Source organism: Pseudomonas sp. F8002 (assembly GCF_013385495.1).
GTDB lineage: Bacteria > Pseudomonadota > Gammaproteobacteria > Pseudomonadales > Pseudomonadaceae > Aquipseudomonas.
Window position 1 is genome coordinate 564,551 of record NZ_JACAPW010000002.1, and the last position, 20,616, is coordinate 585,166.

Annotated in this window: 8 protein-coding genes; 3 read left to right on the top strand and 5 right to left on the bottom strand. The window is 64.3% G+C overall.

Features of this window, described 5'->3' with window-relative positions; genetic code table 11:
• Positions 1–17 precede the first annotated feature (17 nt).
• Genes HX811_RS04945 through HX811_RS04955 form a run of 3 tightly spaced genes read left to right on the top strand, consistent with a single transcriptional unit; the run spans position 18 to position 3,213 of the window.
• Positions 18–1,952, top strand: coding sequence for a TonB-dependent siderophore receptor (locus HX811_RS04945; RefSeq protein ID WP_177045024.1), 1,935 nt, complete (start codon positions 18–20; stop codon positions 1,950–1,952).
• Between the two features lie 11 nt (positions 1,953–1,963).
• The gene (locus HX811_RS04950) at positions 1,964–2,296 is read left to right on the top strand and encodes a (2Fe-2S) ferredoxin domain-containing protein (protein WP_177045025.1); all 333 of its coding nucleotides are present in this window, start codon (positions 1,964–1,966) and stop codon (positions 2,294–2,296) included.
• Positions 2,293–3,213, top strand: a complete 921-nt coding sequence (locus tag HX811_RS04955; protein ID WP_177045027.1) for an ABC transporter substrate-binding protein — start codon at positions 2,293–2,295, stop codon at positions 3,211–3,213. Before HX811_RS04950 ends, HX811_RS04955 begins: the two co-directional genes overlap by 4 nt.
• 1 nt (position 3,214) lies before the next feature.
• On the opposite strand, the gene HX811_RS04960 is transcribed toward HX811_RS04955, so the two are convergent.
• From HX811_RS04960 to gspE, 5 genes are all read right to left on the bottom strand, one after another.
• Positions 3,215–3,382, bottom strand: a complete 168-nt coding sequence (locus HX811_RS04960) for a hypothetical protein (protein WP_177044547.1) — start codon at positions 3,380–3,382, stop codon at positions 3,215–3,217.
• A gap of 123 nt (positions 3,383–3,505) precedes the next feature.
• Positions 3,506–16,069 (bottom strand): filamentous hemagglutinin family protein, encoded by a 12,564-nt coding sequence (locus HX811_RS04965; protein ID WP_177045029.1) that lies wholly within the window; start codon positions 16,067–16,069, stop codon positions 3,506–3,508.
• Positions 16,070–16,270: 201 nt separating this feature from the next.
• Positions 16,271–17,434: a substrate-binding domain-containing protein gene (locus tag HX811_RS04970; RefSeq protein WP_003210472.1), complete on the bottom strand. Its 1,164-nt coding sequence runs from the start codon at positions 17,432–17,434 to the stop codon at positions 16,271–16,273.
• Between the two features lie 483 nt (positions 17,435–17,917).
• The gene (gene gspF, locus HX811_RS04975) at positions 17,918–19,129 is read right to left on the bottom strand and encodes a type II secretion system inner membrane protein GspF (protein WP_177045031.1); all 1,212 of its coding nucleotides are present in this window, start codon (positions 19,127–19,129) and stop codon (positions 17,918–17,920) included.
• Positions 19,129–20,547 carry a type II secretion system ATPase GspE gene (gene gspE, locus HX811_RS04980; RefSeq protein ID WP_177045033.1) on the bottom strand — a complete coding sequence of 473 codons (1,419 nt, stop codon included), beginning with the start codon at positions 20,545–20,547 and terminating at the stop codon, positions 19,129–19,131. The genes gspF and gspE overlap by 1 nt, the downstream gene beginning before the upstream one ends.
• Between the last annotated feature and the right edge of the window lie 69 nt (positions 20,548–20,616).

Sequence of the window (20,616 nt, forward strand, 5' to 3'; positions counted from 1 at the left end):
ACTTTTCCGAGAAGACTATGATTCGACCTTTCAAGACTCCTGTGCCCGGCCTGTTTTTCGGCTGCCTGTTCAGCCCCCTGCTGCTGGCCGACGACAACACCCTGGAACTCAAGCAACTCAACGTTTCCGCACCGTCGGTGGAGTCCACCACCGTGGCCGATATGGCCCAGTACGGCAGCAAGGTTGAGATCGTCACCCGCGAACAAATTGAACGCGCCGGCCCCGCCGCCGATGTGTCGCGCGTGATGCAGATGTTCATCCCCGGCCTGTACGTGGCCCCCAAGAATGGCCCGTTCGACTACGGCACTTATTCCCTGCTGGGTGGGCGCAACGACGACACGCTGATCCTGCTGGACGGCGTGCGCCTGAACAACCGCCTGTACGGCGGCCTGTACCTGGACACCCTGCCCGCCAACGCCATCGAGCGCATCGAAGTGCTCAAGGGGGGCCAGAGCCTGCTGTTCGGCACCCAGGCGGTGTCGGGGGTGATCAACATCGTTACCCGCAGCCCGCAAACCCGCGAGGCGTCCGGCGAGGTGAACCTGGGCGCAGACACCTTCGGCGGCACCACCGGAGATGCCCGGGTCGAGAAGATCTTCAAAAACGGTTTTGGCGATCTTGGCTTGCTGGCCTACGTCAGCCGCAACGTCTCCGAGGGCTACCAGCCGTTTCGCAACCGCGACATGAAAAACGTCAGCGACAAGAAGCGCTCCTACGAAGTCACCACCTTCGGCACCAAGGCGATCCAGTCGTTTGGCGATGACACGCGCCTTGAGCTGTTTTACCAGTACGCCGACGCCAACCTCGATTTCGCCCGGCCGGTGGACAACCACAAGACCACCAACGACCGCGTGCAACAGATCGCCACGGCCACCTTCGAGCAAACCCTCAACGAGCGCCTGAGCTACTTCGTCAAAGGTCATATCAACGATTGGGACACACGCTATACCCGCATCAACAATATCGAAGGCGGCGGCACCCGGGCCATCAACCACAACGACTACTGGGGCTTCACCGACTGGGGCGTGCAGGCCGAAGGCAAGGCCGTGCTGCCCGGCGAGCACGTGCTGGTATTCGGGTCCGATAACCAGTGGTTCAAGGGCCAGGACGATGTATTGATCATCGACGACAACAAGGCCCAGGCCCACGCGCTGTACACCCAACTGCGCCCGACTATCGAAGCCCTGCCGAACTGGCACCCGAGCATCGGCGTACGCCACGAAGCCATGAGCGGCGGCGACAGCGCCACTGTCGGCATGCTCACTTCGCTCTACGACCTCAACGACAACTGGGCCCTGCGCGGCCAATACGGCACCGCCTACAAACTGCCGAATGCCGAGCAACTGTTCGTCAACGAAGACGATGAGAAAGGCAACCGCAACCTCAAGCCGGAGAAGAGCCGCAACGCCGAACTGGGCGTCGACTACAAGGGCAGCCTGCTGGCCCGGGACTTCAGCGCCAGCGTCACGCTGTTCAAACGCAAGATCACCGACCTGATCACCCTGGACGATATCCAGTGGGTCAACGGCCAGGGGCAGATCCAGATGCGTGGTTTCGAGGCCGACGCCAAGCTGCAGCTCAATGAACAATGGAGCGTGCAGGCCGACATGACCCGCAACCTCACCGAGTCCCGTGCGGGTGTCACCATCAACGATATCCCGGGCTTCTTCGCCCGCTCGCGGGTCGGCTATGAATCGGCGGACCGCCTGTGGGGCGCCGGCACCGCCGTGCGTTACATCGGCGATATCGTCAGCTCGAAAAAGGTCGAATACGGCAACTACACCGTGGTGGATGCCGACGCCTATCGCTACCTCGACAACGCCCACCAACACCGCGTGAGCCTGCTGGTAGAGAACCTGTTCGACCGCGACTACGTCACCAGCCGCGCCAGCAACGTCGACAACCTCGGGCGGCCGTTCACCTCCGAAGTACGCTACACGTATCGCTTCTGATGAGTACGCCCGTGGAAACTCATCCGGACTGGTCCCACGTGCCTGACCACGCCCGTCACGTGTTCCTGTGCACCGGCCCGCGCTGCATCCAGCGTGGCGCGCTGCAGCTGTGGAAAACCCTGCGCCGCCACCTGCTGCAACACGACTGCATCGAAAAGCCTGGCGGCGTGCTGCTGACACGCACCCACTGCCAGTTCCCGTGCAACCTGGGGCCAATCGTGACGGTGTACCCGGACACTTGCTGGTACGGCGTGCACAACAAAGACGATGTGCAACGGCTGGTGGAAGTGCATCTGGTGGGCGGCGAAGTCGTCGAGGATCTGCTGATCAAGGAGCGCCCATGAAAGCCTCGTGGTTGCTGTTGGGCGCCCTGCTCTGCCCATCGTTGGCGCTGGCGGACCGTTATCGCAACTGCAACCAGGACTGGACGGCCACCCACTCACCGCCCTCGCGCATCGTGGCCCTCAACCAGCATGCCGCAGACCTGCTGTTGGCGCTGGATGTCGGCCCGGCCTTGGTGGGCGTGGCGTATCTGGATGACAACGGTGTGGCCCACCGACACGGCGAGTATTTCGGCGTGCCGGTGATTGCGTCCAAGTACCCGTCCAGCGAAGTGCTCTATGCGCAGAAACCGGATCTGGTGGTCGGTGGATTCGCCACTGCCTTTGGCACTGGTGTCACCTCCCGCACAGGGTTGGCAGGCAACGGGGTTGGGTCGTACTTGCTGGAGTCGGCGTGCGACGGGCATTCGCTGGATTACTTCGGGCATATCCGCAACGACCTGTTCACCCTTGCCGCCCTGGTGCATAAACAGCCACGGGCGCGGGCGTTGAGCGATGCCATGGACGCCGACCTGGCCAGTGCCCAGGCTCTGGCTGGTGAGGGTAAACCGCTGTCGGTGTTCTACCTGGACAGTGAGGTCAACGGGCTGGACAGCGAAGGCCGGCGTGGGTTCGTCACCACGTTGGTGGCGGCTGCTGGTGCGCGCAATTTATTCGCTGGGATCAACCAATACCGCGTCACCGTGAGCAGCGAAACCCTGCTGATGAGTGACCCGGATGTGATTTTGCTGGCGGATGCGCTGTGGTCACCGGCCAGCCGCAAACGTCAGTTGCTGACCACCGACCCGGTGCTGTCGCGTTTGCGGGCGGTGCGGGAGAATCGGATGATCGATATTCCGTTTACCCATTTGGTGCCCACCGCGAATAGCGGCCGAGTCGTGTTGGAGTTGGCGAGGCAATTCAAACAACTGGCTGAATAATTCACGAGCGAAGCGCCTGACCAATTTCCTCAGTCCATGCCACCGACCAACGTTGTGAAACGCTGTAGGTTTCCAATGCTGAGCGCATCGTACTTTTAATCGCCTCCAGCTCCTGGCCTGACAGATCAGGGTGATAGAGCTCGCACTTGGTGGCCGAGATATCACTCATCCCGGCTTCAGTGACTACCGGCTCGACCGCGCCATCATCCCACCTGGGAAAGCCCGGCCCCAAGACGAAAAAAAGGGGCGATCAATGATCGCCCCAAATACAACGAGAGGTCCTTTTCTAAAACTACAAGCTGATCTGCTGGCGCTCCTCATCCGTCAACCGCGCCCGCGCCTGGTCACTCAACGGTCCGGCGCCGAGCACCTGCACCGGGCTGTTGGGGTTGTAGCCCGAGGTCTTCTGCCCGTCCTCCGGCTTGCGCTCCACTGGCTCGCTGCCAAAGCTCAACACTTCCACTGTGACAATCGACGCCCGGCCCTGTTTGGCCGCCGCCTGCTGGCTGCGCGCGGCATCTTCCGCCGCCTGGGACGCCGCCGCACCGGCTGCGCTCGCCGAGGTCATGGCCCCGGTGTTTACCGCCGCCGACACCGGCACCCCGGACGACTTGCCCTGGGTCTGGATGTTCGCGGCGTTTACAACGCGCAACGCGGCAATGTTGATGTTGCCCGAGACCCGAATCCCCGCTTCACCCGCATCGATGGTACCCAGCGGGGCGATCAGGTCGATGTCTCCGGCCGGCACTTCCGGAATCGGGTTCAAGGTGGCAATCCCCGCCCCGGTGCTCGGCACCGCCGGCGACAGGGTCACGTTGCCCCAGTTGTCGTAGACACGCTTGGGCGGCGTGTACACCACGGTGGTCTTGGATCCGCGACCGGCGTTGATGTCGCCCTCGCCGGACCAGCCCATGATCGAGCCGCCGAAGGTGGTCATGATGCGGCTCTGGCCCAGCAGGATGCTGCCCATGGAATACAGCTGGATATCGCCGGCGCCCTGGGTGATCACACCGGCGGTGGACGGCGGTGCCGCGCCTTCGATGCCGAAGGTCTGCCCACCGCCCGGGGTGAGCATCTGGATCGAGCCACCGAAATTGGTGTGTACACCGGAGCCGCCGAACAACGTGATATCGCCCTTGTAGGTGATCGGGTTGCCGGCCACGTCCTTGTCCGGGAACAGCGCGGCAATCGCCGCACGCCCCCGTACATAGCTGCCCTGGCGCACACCGCCCACCGCGTTGTACTCACGGCCGGCAGCCTTGAGTTCGGCGAAGTACACATCACGGGCGAACACCCGTTGCTGTTCAGCGGGCAGTGCGGCGTAAACCGCGCGGGCCTGCTCGCGGGTGCCGACGAAACCGAAGCGCTCGGCGAGCCAGGTGACCAGTTCGTTCTCATAGGTCTTGGCGACCTTGCCGCCCTGGATCGACAGGGCTTCACCTGGCTGGACGAGGTTGGCCGGGTCCAGGTAGGCCTCGACAAAGCGCCGGTAATCCGGGCCGTTGGGGCCGACGCCAGCTTGCATGACGATGCCTGCGCCAGGGCGGTTGTCGCCCGCGACCACCGGGCCCAGGCTGGTGATGCTGACTTCGCCGCCCTTCGCCGGGTCACGCCCGGACATCAGGATATTGCCGCCCGCCGTCACTTCCAGCAGGCCAGGACCGGCAACCTGGAAGTTGCTGTACAGAATGTCGCGCCCGGCGGAGACGATGGAGATGTCAGTGGGGTTGTTGTGGATGAACAGGTTGCCGGTCGACTGCTCGCTGACCGCACCGGGGGCCGTATTAAAACGGCTGCCACTGCTGACAATGTCTCGCCCCGCCATCATCCAAACCGGCCCGTTACCCTCATACCAGGTCTGCCCCGAATGCAAAAACGAGGGAGAAGAATTGAACGTCAGGGTCCGGCCGCTGCTGACCCCCACCAGGTCGCCGGTCAAGGCATAGAACCGCGCCGGTTCCGTTGGCGCGTAAGCGGCTGCCGACGCCGTGGCGGAGCCAAAGGCAAACAGAGGCCGCGGAAGGGAACCCGGCGAGCTACCGTTTTCCGACAGATTGTTGCCATCGACAACCACCTGACCATCAATGGTCCCGACGAACGCCGGCCGCCAAGGTGTGGCCATGATGCTGGGGTCGGCCCCGGAAGGCGTGACAAACATACCGCCCGCATAAATCGAGTCATGGGCCAGGAATTGCAACTGGCTGCTGGCACCGGGAGCGAGCACCAAGGCATTTATCGGACTCGTATCGGCTTGGGACCCCAGGACGGCGTTTCCGTAATAAATACTGCCGCCAGCCGCCGTCGCTCGAACGATCGATGGGTAGACGGTTGCCAGGTCGGACGCTGCGGCGGAGACAGATGGCGTCAAGTTGCCCCCCGCTGAAAACAGGTCGATTGCCGTGTGACCGGTCCATAACGAGAACCAACTTTCGCCGGTCCCACTCGTCCCTCCACGGGTAAACGATGAGTTGTTCAGCAGGACAACACGGCCCGGGTCAATCACTTGCTGCAGCACCAGGTCACCCAATGTCGTCAGGTTGAATGTGGCATCCCCCGGCACCAGGGTGATGCCCCCCACTGCCCGGCCACGGGTCGCCTGGAACGGATCGAATGCGCGGGTTTCGCCCGGGCTCTGCTCAGAGCTGTTGCTGCCGTAGGTCAGGTCGATCCGGCCCGTGGTCGCACTTTGCAGTTGGACATTGCCCCGGATATTCACCAACTGGCCGTTCTGATCGTTTACATCAACCACGCTGCCAGGGTTCAGGGCGCCACCGATACGCACCCGCAGATCACCACCGCCCGTCAACTGCAGGCTGCCATCACCGGCAACCCGCCCGGTACTGCCGACCGCCAGTACCAGCCCCTGGCTGCGCGGGTTGGCAGAGGCCGACATTGGGTTGCCGTCCATGCGCCGAAGCACACCGGCATCTCCGCCTACCTGTACATCCACGTCACCGCCGCCGAGGGTGCCGAAACCGGTAAACCCGACGAACGCATCAGCCTTGGAGGCGTTGGCGGTATAGCTACCGAAATTGATCCACCAGGCCGTCGGCTGCGCCTGCCCGCCGGTGTTCACCGTGCCGCTGCCCTGGCGCCACAGCCAGTTGGCCACATCGGCGGAGTCGATGCCGTTATCCAGGGGGTTGGGCCGACTTGGGTTGAAGACGCCTCCCAGGATATTCCCCGTCAGGTTGCCCCCCACGTTCACGCTCAAATTCCCCCCTGCCTCCGGGTACCAGGCACGGTACAGGCTGTCAGATGAGCCGTTGACGAACTGTTCAAAATAACTGTTGGTATCGTTCAGCACCGTCTTCGCGCTGTTCAGCGCCTTGGGCTGGTTGTAGGGGTCACCGGCACCGGTTGCAGTGGACGATGTACCGGCGGTGTAGACCCCGTACAGGGAGTCCATGCTCAAGTCGCCGGCGCTGAGCAGTTCGAGGTCGCCCGTACCAGTGCGAATCACACTGAAACGGCTGCTGGAGGGGGTCGCCGCATACTCTTTGCCGCTTTGGGCCTGGCAGTAGGCGGGCGAGCTTGCACAGAACTCATCGATGGAAGGGATACCGAACTGGTCCAGGATGCTTTGCTCGATCGGCGTTCCGACGGTGACGATAATCCCGTTGTCCGCCAGGTCCTTGGCGCCGAATTCGGTCCAGACATAGCCAACTTTCACGGCGCAGTACGCCGGATTGCCCGCACAGAAATCATCAATCGAACCCAGGCCGAAATCATCGAGGATCTTTTGGTCGATCGGATCGCCTTCCTTGACCACCACCCCATTGGCCGCAAAGTCCTCCACCGCGAAGGCGGTCCAGGTCAACTTGCCCTTGGCAGGCATCTCCTTGGCAAACATGCCGTAGTGGCTGTCAGCCAAACGCAGGTCGCCGCTGCGCGGATGGGCTTGCAGGATGCGGCTGTCGGCCGCCTCGGTGTCAGCACCTGCAACCAACCGCAGCGACCAGGATTGCGAACCTTCGGCCAGCATCGGCGAGAGGGCCCACAGCTTGCCCTGGCGCCCCGCCACTTCCGGGCGCAACGCCACCGACTCAGCCCCGCCCGGCAACTTGACGTTGGTGCCGGAAGGAATCAACGCGCCGCGCGGCAGCGGTATGTCGCCATTGAGGGTCACGTAGTTTTGCGTCGGGTTAAGCGCCTCGTAGTTCGTCGGCAACGGCACCCCTTTGGGCCAGGTCAGCGCCCCGAGCCGGGTGTCCTGGGTCAGCAGGCTGCCGGCGTCCAGCTGTGAGCCGGCCGCCAGGGTGTGTGCCTGGCTCAATAACGTGCCTGCGGCAAACAGCACATTGCCCGCGCTGTCGAACACCGCTGCGGCCAATACCGTACCGGCAGGCAGCGTCAGGTCCTGGTTCAGCGTCGCCCGGGTCGGCAAGCGCGTACCGGCGGCCACGCCCACGGCCTTGATCGGCAGGTCGTAGTTGAGCACGGTGCCCGCCGGGAAGGTCGTGCCGTCCGCCAGGGTGATGCCGTTACCCGGCACGATGATCGTGCCGCCGGTAAAGTCGATGCCCGGCAACAACACCCAGCCCTTGTCATCGACGGTCTGCGGTGGCGGCGCAAAACCGTCGTTGATGCTGCCGTAAATGTTCAGGTCGCCACCGGCGCGCAGGGTCAGGCTGCCCGACTCACCGGAGCCATACACCGAGGTTTTCTGGCTGTTGGGGTTGAGGCTGGCGTAACGGTAGCCGGACAGGTCCAGATCGCCCTGCACCACCAGGTCACCGTCCGCGGTCTTGCTGACGATTTCCACGCCCGGGCGCAGGTGGAAGGCATCGGCGTAGGTTGCATTGTTAAGCCCGGCGAGCTTGTTTTGCAGCAGGTTCTGGTTGAGCAATGCACCGTTGATAAAGGCCGTGCTCAGCACATGCTTGCCATCCAGGTAGGCCTGGTCGATCTGTTGGTAAGGCCGCCCGCTGGCCGTCGGATCGGTGACCAGTGGCGCATCGTCGTAACTGATCATGCCGTTGAGGGTGATCGAGCGCGCGCCCTGGATCGTCAGGCGGCCATGGGCATCGATGTTGATGTCGTTGCTGGTGCCATCGACGTTGATCAGCCGTGGTGCATTCAGTTCCAGGGTGCCGCGATTGCGCCCGTCATTGCCCTGGACCGCCTCGGTGCCGTGGCGCAGGTCGATGCGTGCGCCATCGGCCAGGGTCAGTTGACCGGTGCCGGAGCCGAGCACCACCATGGCCCGGTTGGGCGAGTCGATGATCTTGCCGTAGCTGTCCACCCGCAGCTTGCTGCCATGGGCGTCGAGTACCGCGCCGCCGTCCAGCGTCAGGCCGTGCTTGCCGGCCAGGTTGATGCTGCCGACGCGCTCGCCACTGGCGTCCACCAGGCCGGTGACCCGCAGGCTGCCGTTGTCCACGGAGACGTTGACGGTGCCGGCCTTGAGGCCATTGCCGATGGTCAAGTCGCCCTGCTTGAGTTGGAAGCTGCGTGTGCCGAACACCTGGCCTTGATTCAGGCGCTGGTTGAGGTCGGCGAACTGCTGGTCCAGTGAACCGCTGCTGCCCAGGCGCTGGGCCTGGATTTCCACGGTACCGGCCTCATAAGGCATCGTGGTCCCGCCCGCATCGTAATAGCCACTGCTGCCGGCGAGGATCGTGCCTTGCAGGTCGACGATACCGCCCGCCGCGTCCACCGCAACCGCCCGCAGTTTGCCGGCCTGGTTGTTTTTGGCCGAGAGGTCGATGGTCGAGCCGGCAGCCTGCAGGATATTGCCGCTGCGGCTGTCCAGCAGCACAGTGCCGCCCGCGTCGTACTGGGTCACATCGTTGAACACAGTGGCGCCACCGGCCACGTCGATCAACGCCGCATCCGTCAGCACCACATCACCCCGGGCGCCCAGGCTGACTTTGCCGCTGGGCAGCACTACCGCCGTGGCCAGGCGAATGCTGTCGCCTTGCAGGGACAGTTCGGCGCCCTGGCCGTCGGCCTTGCCGCGCGCCCCTGCGGACGCTGCAATATCAATCGCCCCACCTGCGGTCATGCGGTTCACCGAACCGGCTTCGCCGGTCATCAGTGGCGTGAGAATATTCAGGTCGCCGCCGCTGTACTGGAAGCCCTTCACCGGGTCATAGGCGCCCTGGCTCTGATACACCGAGAGGCTGCCCTTGTGGTTGGCGGTAATGCGCTCGCTGGCATTGAGGTTCACGCTGGCAAAGCCCAAGGCCAGGCGATCGAAACTGCTCACGGTGTTGGTCTGGGCAAAGGCGCCGTAGCCGAACTCAATACGCTCGGCGTTGATATCCAGGCGCCCGCTGCCAGTGCCCGCCCCGCCGGCGATCACCGAGCCCGGTGGGGTGGTCGCGCCCTGCCAGATCAGGTTGGCGGTATGAATGTTGGCCACGTCGCCAGCGCCACCGGCACCGTAGATCGCCGGAGTGGAGAGCATCAGGTTGCTCAGCCGCGACTTACCCGTCAGTGGGTCATAGGTGTCCAGGGAGGTACTGCCGTAGAAGTTGAAACTGTCCCGCGCCGAGAGCTGCAGGGTTTCCAGGGCCGGCGCACCGAACTGTGAATCACCTTTGAGCAGGCGATCAAGAAGCGCCTGGGTGAGTGTCAGGCCGGCCGGCAACTGATTGGCCGCAGCGGCCGCGGCCAGGGCTTGGGCGCTGCCGAGGTTAATGGTGTTGACCCCCAGGTTGAGGTGACGGGTGCCGTAGCGCACCTGGTCGCCCAACTGGAAGGTATTGTTGGTCAACGCCACGATGCTGCCTTCGGAGTACAGCCCGGTTTGCCCGCTGCACAGGCCCGTGTCACACACACCGATGCTGATCCCGCCGCTGGGCACCGTCGTATTGAATGCAATGACATTGAGCAAGCCGTTGGACGCCGCCAGCATATTGGTGACTTTGTAGATAAAACCGTCACGAGCGTCGTAGCTGGCTTTGCCACGGCCGATGGTGTTGATGGATGCGCCCTGCTCCAGGACGATCGCGTTGGTGTCACTCAACAAAAAGATTTCCGGCGCTGCGAGCGTCACACCTTCCCGAAGCGTGACGGTGCTGTTGGCCCGACTCGTACCGCCCGCCAGGACGATGTAATTCCCGGACTGGCCATACGTAACTGCCGTCATCCCCCCCACCATCAAACGCGAGGCTCCCAAGGCGTTGAGGCTGTCATCGTTGAAGGTAATGCCGGAAAAACCGCTGGTTGCGGAACTGCCCGCCGCGACGACTTCAATACCCAGTTTGCTTGGATCAATCACCGCCACCGCGCCGCCATAGCCACCCGTCGCGGCCTCAAAACGGCCTATGCCCTGGAACGAAAACGCATCAGCGCCGCCCCCTGGCCGCAAGGCCAGTTTCAGGGTCTTGGCGTCGACGGCGAGCATCGGGCGTGGCACACCCTGTTTCGCAGCGTCGGCCATGGCGAACTGGGCGTAGCTGGTTTCGTTGTATTGGGAATAGCGACGCAAGGTATCGGCCGAGGTCAGAATCAACTGGCTGGCAACGCTGTTGCCGATCCCGGTGTTGGCGATGGACAAGCGCCCGGCGGTGGACCAGGAGCCATTGCGCATGCGCTGGGTGGCGGCATCACTGCCGAGACCGGCCAGGCCGTTGATCTCGACACGGAAAGCGCCGGGCATCAAGGCGTAGGTGGACGGCATCAGGGTATAAGTGCCCGCCGGCAGCCCCGGCACTCCGGCGCCGATGGTGACCTGCTGGCCCACCAACGGATCGACTGCGCCCTTCTCCGGCGCCACCGGTGCCGCGCCGGGCTGTACCCCGGGCACGATGGCGTAAATCGGGTTGGTGGCCAGGCCCGGCAACACAAAACCGCCATTGGCACCAAACTGCACCAGTGGGCTGTAGCGCGCATCCGTAGAGCCTCCGCGCCCGGAAACGAAACCGGCCCCCAGCAATTCGCCGCCGCCCGACAGGTCCAGGGTAGCCTCAGGCTGCACCTGCACCGACTGGCCGCCGAGAATCACCCCGACGCTGAGTTCCGCGTCCTGGTTGACCAGCCCGCCCTGGCCGACAAACGTCACGGTCTTGCCGTTGTACTTATAGACCTGCCCGTCCAGGGTGCCGCCATACGGCAGCACCAGGCCCCTGCCGCTCACCGACGTCACGCTGCCCGGCAGCAATTGCACCTGGCTGCTGCCCATGCTGCCGATATCGATCAACCCCAGGGGCGCCCGCACCACACCGCCCTGCCGCACCGTCGCGGCGCCCAGTTGCAGGCGCCCGAATGCCGAGTAAGGCACCGCGGCATCCGTGTTGCCGGTACGGCCAATGGTCAGGGTGCGCAGCGGGTCGAACGTGATGTTGAGGCTGTTGAATTCGCTCAGGTAGCCGGCAATGACCCGCGCACCGACCTCCGTGGCCGGATACAACTGCGCCGCCCGCAAGGTCATGTCGCCCTGGGTCAATAACTGGGTGCTGACCCTCAAGGCCACGCCGTCCGGGTTCGCACCCGCCAGGAAGCGCAGATCGCCCTGGCTGGTCAGGTTGACCTGATCAAAGCCGCGACGCTCAAGACCGACCAGGCTGTCGTCGGCCTGGCGCAGTTTGCCCTTGCTGCCAAACAACACGCTGCCGCGCACATCGATCAAGCTGCCGCTGGCATTGAACTGCGCCTCGGTGGCGCGCAGCGAGGGTAACGGCAACACCGACACCGGGTTCACGTAGAACTCCCGGGCCGGCGAATCCATGCCGGACAGCAGCAGAGACGGTGCCGACAGATTCACCCGGGCATTGGCTGCCGCGCCCTCACTGAGGTTGAAGGCACCGCTGTACAGGCGCAGGCTCTGGCCCATGTTCAAGGACACATCGCCGTCGAAACTCAACAGGCCGTTGCTCATCAATGCCAGGTTGTCGAAGCCGCCCGCACTGACCTGGTCGACGCCCAGGCGAGCGTGGCCGTATTCCAGGCTGTCGGCCGCGTCGGCGGCGGTGCCGGCGAGCGGGTGAGCCTGATGGGTCTGGCCGAGCACCAGTTCACGCACCTTCAGCACGCGATCCGTGACACTGCTCTTGGTGTAATACGGGCTGTCCAGCGCTACGTTCAGGCTGCCGCCCGCTGCGCCGGCACCGCCGGCCCGGGCCACCAGACTGCCGTCCAGGTACAAGCCATTGTTGGACGCCAGGCTGATGCTGCCGCCATTGCTGGCCACCCGGGTTGCGCCCTGCCCCGGCACATCCAACACCGCTTGCGTGCCCGACGCGTCCAGCCGGGCGCCCTCGCGTACCACCACAAACAGGTCGCTGGCAGTGACCGTGCCGGTGCTCAGGTTGATCTCGCCGCCGATGCTGATCTTGCCGCCGTCACGGACCAAACCGTATTGGCTTCCACGATTGTCCACGGCGGTCGCGGCCCGGGCGGCGACATCGATCAGTGCGTTTTCACCCAGCCAGATGGAGCGGCCGTGGCCAACCGCGTTGGCCGGCTCGAACGCGCGCGTGGTCAGGCCGTTCAGGTTGACGCTGCCACCCCAGGCATTGAGCGTGCCGTCGACCGTCAGTTGGCCGATGCTGCGCAGGTTGATCGACTGGCCCGGGTCGACGCTGATCACCGCGCCCTTGCCGACCACCAGCGCGGTTGTCGGCAGTTGCTCGGCAGGCGACTCCAGGTGGCCGGCGGAAAGGGTCAGGCTGGCGCCACGGCGTTGGCCGAGTACGCCCTTGCTCGCGTCTTCCTGGTAAAGCGGCGGGGTCCAGCGCTCCATCACGCTGGCCGCAGCGCCGCCGCCCGGCGTCGTGGCGGCCTGCTCCGAGAGCCGGTAGGCCGGCACGTTCACATCCACCTGAGTACCATCGGCGACCAGCAATCCTTCGTTGCCGGTGATGTCATAGGCCGAAAAACCCTTGTTGAAAAAATCCCCGGCCAACTGCAAGGTCTTGGCATCCGGCGCCTGCGGGCTCTGGCCGATCTGCACCTTGTTGGCCTGCAAGGTCAGGGTGCCGCCTGCGCTGACGCCATAGCCGCGAATCTCGGCGCCCAGGCCCAAAGCCCCCAGTGCGCCCACGGTCACGTCGCCGCCCTTGCCGCCCCGGACTTTGCCATCCAGGCCGATGGTCGCCCCGGACGACGTTTCCACCAGGCTGCCTGCCGCGAGGTTCACGTCGCCGGAGCTGCGCAACGACACCTTGCCACCGTTGATATACGCCACCCCGTCAGTGGCCGAGGGGTCCAGCGCCAGATTATTCCAGCGCCCGGAACTGTCCAGCTTGACTCCGGCGGCCACATCGAGCCGGCCGATGCCCGGCAGAATCACATCGCCAACGACATTGGAGCGATTGAGGTCGACCTGATTCAGCAGGTTGCCCGCGTTGATGCTGCCGCCGTGGGCCGTGAGGTTGGCATTGACTGAAACCACGGGGCCGAACAGGGTGATGTCGCCGCCGTCAGCCACCTTGAGTGCGCCATTGACGTCAATCTGCTGCTTTGCGCCGACCTTGATCGCGCCCAACCGGTAGCCATTGAGCTGGTCACTGTCGAGCACCAGTTTGCCCTGGCGTTCGGTCGGCAGCGCAGTGGCCAGGTCCAGGCCGTCGGCGATTTTTTGCGTGCTGCCCTCGATCAGCACCTGGTCGATGGTCGGGGTCAAGGCGTAGCGCAAGGTGCCGGTGGCCTTTGTGTACACCGGCGTGTACTGGCCAATGATCAACTGCGCCCGCTGGGCCATGGCCTGCTGTGACTGCTGATAACCATCAAGGTTGATATTCGGTGCCTGGGTCTGGCGATCGCCCTGGAATACATCGCTGATCAACTGGCCTTCCAGCACCGCGTTGGTGGTGCCCACCACCAGCTTGCCGGCGTCGCGGCCCACGGTGTAGCCCGCCTCGTAGCGGCTTTGCTGGGCCACCAGCGGGTTGTAGTAGAAATCGCTGCGGCCCCAGCGGACGCTGGTGTCTTCAAAGCCCTTGTAGATCCCCGCGTAGAGAATGTCCCCGGGGGCTTTCGACAGCTCATAGAGCTGGCCGTCAGGCCCCTTGAGCCAGGTCTGGCGGATGTAGCCGGCCTGCACATCGACGGTGCCGCCCGACAGATTGACCTGGGCACCCTGCTGGGTCACCACGTCCTTGCCGGTGAACGTCACAGTGCCGCCCTGGGCCATCCACTCGCCGACCGAGTGGCCCTGGGTGCCCAGGTAACCGCCGACTTCCAGCAGCCCGCCGGCGGTGTACCAGCGGTCCGTCGCATAGCCGTTGGTGCCGGCCGGGACGAACACCAGGTCCCGCAGGTCGACCCATACATCGTTGTTGATCAATTGCCCGCCGTCACGGTTGGCGGGCGCGTCGCGCTGTTCGTTGCCCTGCACGTTGATCTTGATGTTGTTGGCTTCCATCGCCACCTTGACGCCAATCGCGCCGGCCACGTCGATCATCGCGCCGTCACGCACCAGGCTGCGCTGGCCGGCACTGACCGCCACCTGGCCGCCGGTGGCCAGGGTGATCGAGCCTTTCTGGAAATCCACGGTGCCGCCGCTGACGATCTCGATCCGCGATTGGTCGGTGCGGTCGGCCACCGCACTGAGGTTGTTGAACTGGCCGGTGATCAGGTTGGCAGGCAAGCCGTCGAGCTTGATCAGGCCGTTGTCCTTCTGGCTGTTGAGGGCGGTGCTGCCGCTGGCGTCCAGCAGGATCGCCGTGGTACTGCCCTCGCCCAGGGTCACGCTGGCGCTGGTGTCGCTGGCGGCGTTGAGCAAGTGAATCGTGCCGCGGGTATCCACCGAGGTGCTGGCCAGGGCCACGCCGTTCTGCTGCACCTGGTGCCCGGTGAGGGTGATGTCGCCGGTCGACGCCATGATCAGGCCGCTGTTGCTGACCTTGCCCGACGTGCTGCCGGCCTTGAGGCTGGTGGCCACTTCATTGCCACGGGTGGTGGAGCGGTCGTTGCCGGTGGTGCCGACGCCCTTGCGGATATAAAAACTGTCGCCGGCGGCCAGGGTGGCCTGGCCCCTGGCGGTGATGATGCTGCCGGCGTTCTCGACCTCCGAGCCGAGCAGCAAGGCGTAGCCACCGGCGTCGGTAGAGGTGGCCGGGTTGTGAGTCTGGATCAACGCGCCGCGCTGCACCTCGACCTTGCCCGCCGCGTCGGTGAAAGTCGGCTGGGTGCCGTTGGCATCCACATAGATCCCGCGTTGGGTGAATTGGTCATCGGTGATGGTGGCGGCGGCCGCCACCAGGTTGCGCACATTGACCTGGCTGCTGCCGCTGAAGATCACCCCGTTGCGGTTCATGATCATCACTGTGCCAGGGGCGTTGATCTGGCCCTGGATTTCGCTGGGGCGCGCGTTGGGGTCGTTGACACGGTTGAGCACGGCCCAATTCGATTGCTGCTGGAAATCGACCGTGGTGTTGCGTCCGACGTTGAAGGTTTCCCAGTTGAGGATCGCCTTGTCGGCGGTCTGCTCGATAGTCACCGTGGTCTTGCCACCGGACTGGCTCTGGGTCGGGCCCTTGGCGTTGGTCCAGCCCTGGGTCAGGCTGTTGTCCACCTGCAAGCCGCCCTTGCCGAGGCCGTCGGGAATCGTCGAGACCTGGCCGAGCGCCGCTTGCCGGCCAGCGGCCTGGGCGGCCTGCTGGGCCGCAATCGCCGCGACACTGTTGTTGAGCGTGCTGATGGAACGTGACAACTGCTGGTTCGCCCGCGCCTGCTGATTCAACGACGGAATCCCCGGCACCTGCGCCCCGTTGAGGCGGGCCGCTGTCGCCGCCTGGGAGGCACCCTTGTCGGCAAACCAGCCGGAGCTGAACGCTGTCGCCGCGTGGGCGCTGCCTGCCACCATGAACAAGGCAATCGCCTGGGCCAGGGGTTTGAGGCGCAGGATCGTCTGGCCGCCAGGGCCTTGGGCATTCAGGTTGACCGGTGGTTTGCAGCGGACCATCAGGAAGCTTCCTTCTTTGTTTTTGCCCATGGGGAACTGGCGACGTGCGTCACGTATGGGAGTTAGGCGGTTGGCGAGGGGCGGGACTGAACTTCTGTCATGGAAAGTTCATGTAAGGCTGATAGCCGAGCCGCAAACGCAAAAATCAGCAACGGCACAGGCCGTTGCTGATCGGGTGTTGCCGGTCGGTAAAAGCGTGGGTTACAGCGGACGACCGATGGCGTTGCAGACATCAGACTTGCCGATGCTCAGCGCGCTGGTTGCGGTAACGAAGTTGCTGGTGATCGCGGCTTTCCAGGCAGCTGGCAGTGGCACGAAGCGGTTGGCCTTGATCGCGTTGTCGTTGCTGTTCAAGGCGCTGGCACCGAAGTGACGGGTGAAGAACGCACGCACTTGCGAGGTCTGGGTGGCGTCGGCGTAGCACTGGCTGAAGATCAGGTTGGTGAAGCCCAGGATCGGATAACCGCTGCTTGGGTAAGGCACGACGCTTGGATCGTTGGCATCGGCGGCGGCAGCAAACACCGGTACCCAGGCGTTCTGGTTGGCGACGTTGGCAGCAGCCGGTACGGGCACAGCAGCGATGGCGGCGGAAACGTTATCAGGGGCTGGAGAAACACCGGCGACCTTGGCCACTTTGGTGGCGTCATCCAGGCCAGCCAAGGTAGGCGCGGCATAGTCCGGGCTCATGTAGGTGATGCGACCATCACCGGCGTTCAGCGCGGTCATCACGCCTTGGCTGGTCACGGCAGGCACGGCGCCTGGTGGCACGCCGAAGCTGTCCGCGAAGTTGGTGGTGACCACAAATTTCTTGGACTCATTGACGCACTTGGCCGCCAGGAAACGGGTGAACAGCTCGGTGGTGCCACTGGCTTCGTTACGGTAAACCACCACGATGTTACCGGTGCGACCGGTAGCCGGGAGTTGGTTCCAGGTGGTGATGCGGCCCGAGAACACGCCGCACAGTTGATCAACGCTCAGGTCAACTGCGTTGGTACCGGCCTTGTTGAATGGAATGGCAACCGAAGTGGCGACCGAAGGCACTTGAATCAGCTTGCCCCAGGTCGCTTGTTTGGTGGAGGCGTAGGTGGACAGTTCAGTCGAGGTCAGCTTCGAGTCGCTGCCCGCCCAGTGAACGTTCTTGGTGCCGGTGCCGAACTGGCTGTAGTCGTTGTTCAGGAACGCCAGTTTGCCCTTGCCGCTGCCCACGCCGATGTACGGGGCGAAACCGGCGGTCAATACGCCGGAGGTCTGGTACAGCGGTTGTGGCAGGGTGGCGCCGCCGCCGTTGATGTCTGCCATGGCAGCCTGGGCCGAGCACAGTGCAGCGAGGGTCATGGATACCGCGAGAACGTTGCGCTTAAACATGAAGAAGCTCCTTTCGTCGTGTTTGTACGTTGGGGTAGATGACGCTATGGCTTCGGTCCCGGGCTGTGTTCCGGGGGGTACCCAGGGGTGAGGCCATGGGTATGAAATTTCGCAGCATCCGATGACAGCTAAAGGAAAAAACCTCGGGAGGAACGGCTTGATTTTTAAAAAGATTCTCGGGTGTTTTGGTCACACTTTTGAGCGGTTTGGGGGTGAGGTGACAGCGAGGTTTCAGCGCGGATTTCGAGGACCGGGCTGGAGGCGTTACGGGCCGTGTGGTGGGGTTGGGCAGATGACAGAATGAGGAACCCGAGGTTGGGACCCGCGTGTCGGGCGCGCGAAAATAGTCTTGAAGAAACGCAGTTCAAATGTGGGAGCGGGCTTGCTCGCGAAAGCGGTGGATCAGGCGCGACATGTGTTGACTGACACACCGCTTTCGCGAGCAAGCCCGCTCCCACCTTTTTGACCGCGTTCCGTCAGCAGTCAGGTCACCAGTTGGTTGATTTCGATGATCGGCAGCAGCACGGCCATGACGATGACCAGCACAACGGCCCCCATCACCACGATCATCAGTGGCTCAAGCAACGCCGTCATGCCCATCGCCCGACGCTCGATATCCCGCGACAGGGTTTGCGCCGCGCGTTCGAGCATCGGCGGCAGCGAGCCGGTTTTTTCGCCGCTGGCGATCAGGTGGATCAGCACGGGCGGAAAGACCTTTTCCACCGCCAGCGCAGGAGCCAGGTTGACGCCCTCGCGCACCTTGGCGGTGGCATCTGTGACGCACTGGCTCAAGCGGTCGTTGGACAAGGTCTGGCGCGCCGCTTCCAGGGCGCGCAACAACGGCACGCCCGCCCCGCCGAGAATCGCCAGGGTCGAGGCAAACCGCGCGGTGTTGAGGCCCAGTACAAAACGCCCGATCAACGGCAGGCGCAACACCCGGCTGTGCCAGCTCAACCGTGCCACGGGGTTGCGCAGGTACAGGCGCCAGCTCCAGAAACCACCCACGATCCCGGCAAAACACAGCCAGCCCCAGGCGCGGATAAAGTCACTCGCATTGAGCATCGCCAACGTCAGGCCCGGCAGGTCCTGGCGGGCCTGGGAAAACGCACTGACCACCTGCGGCACCACGTAGCTGAGCAGGAAAATCACAATGCCGATGGACACCAGCCCCACCACGCCCGGGTAGATAAACGCCGTGAGGATCTTGCCTCGCAGGTTATTGCGTTCCTCGATGTAGTCGGCGAGGCGCTCCATGACCTGGGCCAGGTCGCCGGACTCCTCCCCCGCCGCGATCAGCGCCCGATAGATCGACGGAAAGTCCCGGGGCCGGGCGGCCAACGCATCGGCCAGGCGCATGCCGCTGCGCACATCGGCGCGCACCGCGCTCAAGGTCTGGGCAATGTGTTTTTTCTCGGCTTGCTCCACCGTGGCGCTCAACGCGGCCTCCAGTGGCAAGCTCGCACCGAGCAGGCTCGCCAGCTGGCGCGTGGCCCAGGCCAGGTCATTGTCCGAGAGCTTGGCGCTGAACCGGCTGCCACCGCCGGCACGCTCGCTGTTGTTCTCGACCTGCACCCGCAAGGCCGTCAGGCCACGGCTGCGCAGGTTGGCAAAGGCGCCGCTCTGGCTGTCTGCCTCAAGGTGCCCGGACTCCAGCTTGCCGCTGGCGTCGGCGGCTTCGTAGCGGTATCGGTTCATCAGGCGTCCCGTGTTACGCGCAGGATTTCTTCGGGGGCGGTGGCGCCGCTGCGTACCCAGCGTTCGCCATCCTCACGCATGCTGAACATGCCGGCGCGGCGTGCGGCGGCCTTCAAGGCCTGCTCGCCGGCGCCCTGGTGGATCAGCCCGCGCAGCTCGTCGTCGATGCAGAACAATTCATGGATACCGGTACGCCCGCTGTAACCGATCTGGCTGCACTGCGCGCACCCGACAGGCCGCCAGGTGCCGGGCGCGGCCGGGTCTTCCTGCTTGCAGTGCGGGCACAGCCGGCGCACCAGGCGCTGGGCCAATACGCCGAGCAGTGACGAGGCCAGCAGGAACGGTTCGACGCCCATGTCGATCAAGCGGTTGACCGCCGAGACGGCGTCGTTGGTGTGCAGGGTGGCGAGCACCAAGTGGCCCGTGAGCGAGGCCTGGACGGCAATTTGTGCGGTCTCCAGGTCGCGGATTTCGCCGATCATGATGATGTCCGGGTCCTGGCGCAGGATTGCCCGCAGGGCCAGGGCGAAGGTCATGTCGATCTTGGCGTTGACCTGGATCTGGCTGATGCCCGGCAGGTCGTATTCCACCGGGTCTTCGACGGTCAGGATATTGCTGGCGCTCGCATCCAGCCGGGCCAGGGCGGCGTAGAGGCTGGTGGTCTTGCCGCTGCCGGTGGGGCCGGTGACCAGCACGATGCCGTGGGGTTGGCGGATCAGGGTGTCGAGTTTGGCCAGGACGGCGGGGTCCATGCCGAGGGTTTCCAGTTGCAGGCGGCCGGCTTGTTTGTCCAGCAGGCGCATCACTACGCGCTCGCCATGGCCGGTGGGCACGGTGGAGACGCGGATATCAATGGGGCGACCGGCCACGCGCAGGGCGATGCGGCCGTCCTGGGGCAGGCGTTTTTCGGCGATATCGAGTTGGGCCATGATCTTGATGCGTGAGACCAGGGCGCCGTGCAGGGCCTTGCGCGGGGACACCACGTCACGCAGGGTGCCGTCGACGCGGTAGCGCACCACGGAGTGGGTTTCGTAGGGTTCGATGTGGATGTCGCTGGCTTCGTCGCGGGCGGCCTGGGTGAGCAAGGCGTTGATCATGCGGATCACCGGGGCGCCGTCCTGGGTGTCGAGCAGGTCGGTGATTTCGGGGATGTCTTGCATGAGGCGGTCGAGGTCGACTTCGTTTTCGGCGGCGCCCACGACGGCGGCGGCGCTGCCGGTGTCGGCGTAGGCAGTGGCCAGGAGGCCGTCGAGTTCGTCGTCGCGCACCTGGATGAGGTGGGTTTGGCCGAACTGGCGGTGGACTTCGCTGATGGACCAGCCGGGGGTGGAGGGGCAGATGGTCAGCGTCGGGCCCTGGGTTCCCGGGTGGAGGAGGATGCGTTGGGATTTGGCCCAGGCGTAGGGCAGGAGGCTCATGCTTTTGGGCTTCGTTTGGTTGAGTACATATCCATTCCTTCGGTTACGGCTTCGATTGGTTCCGCTCTT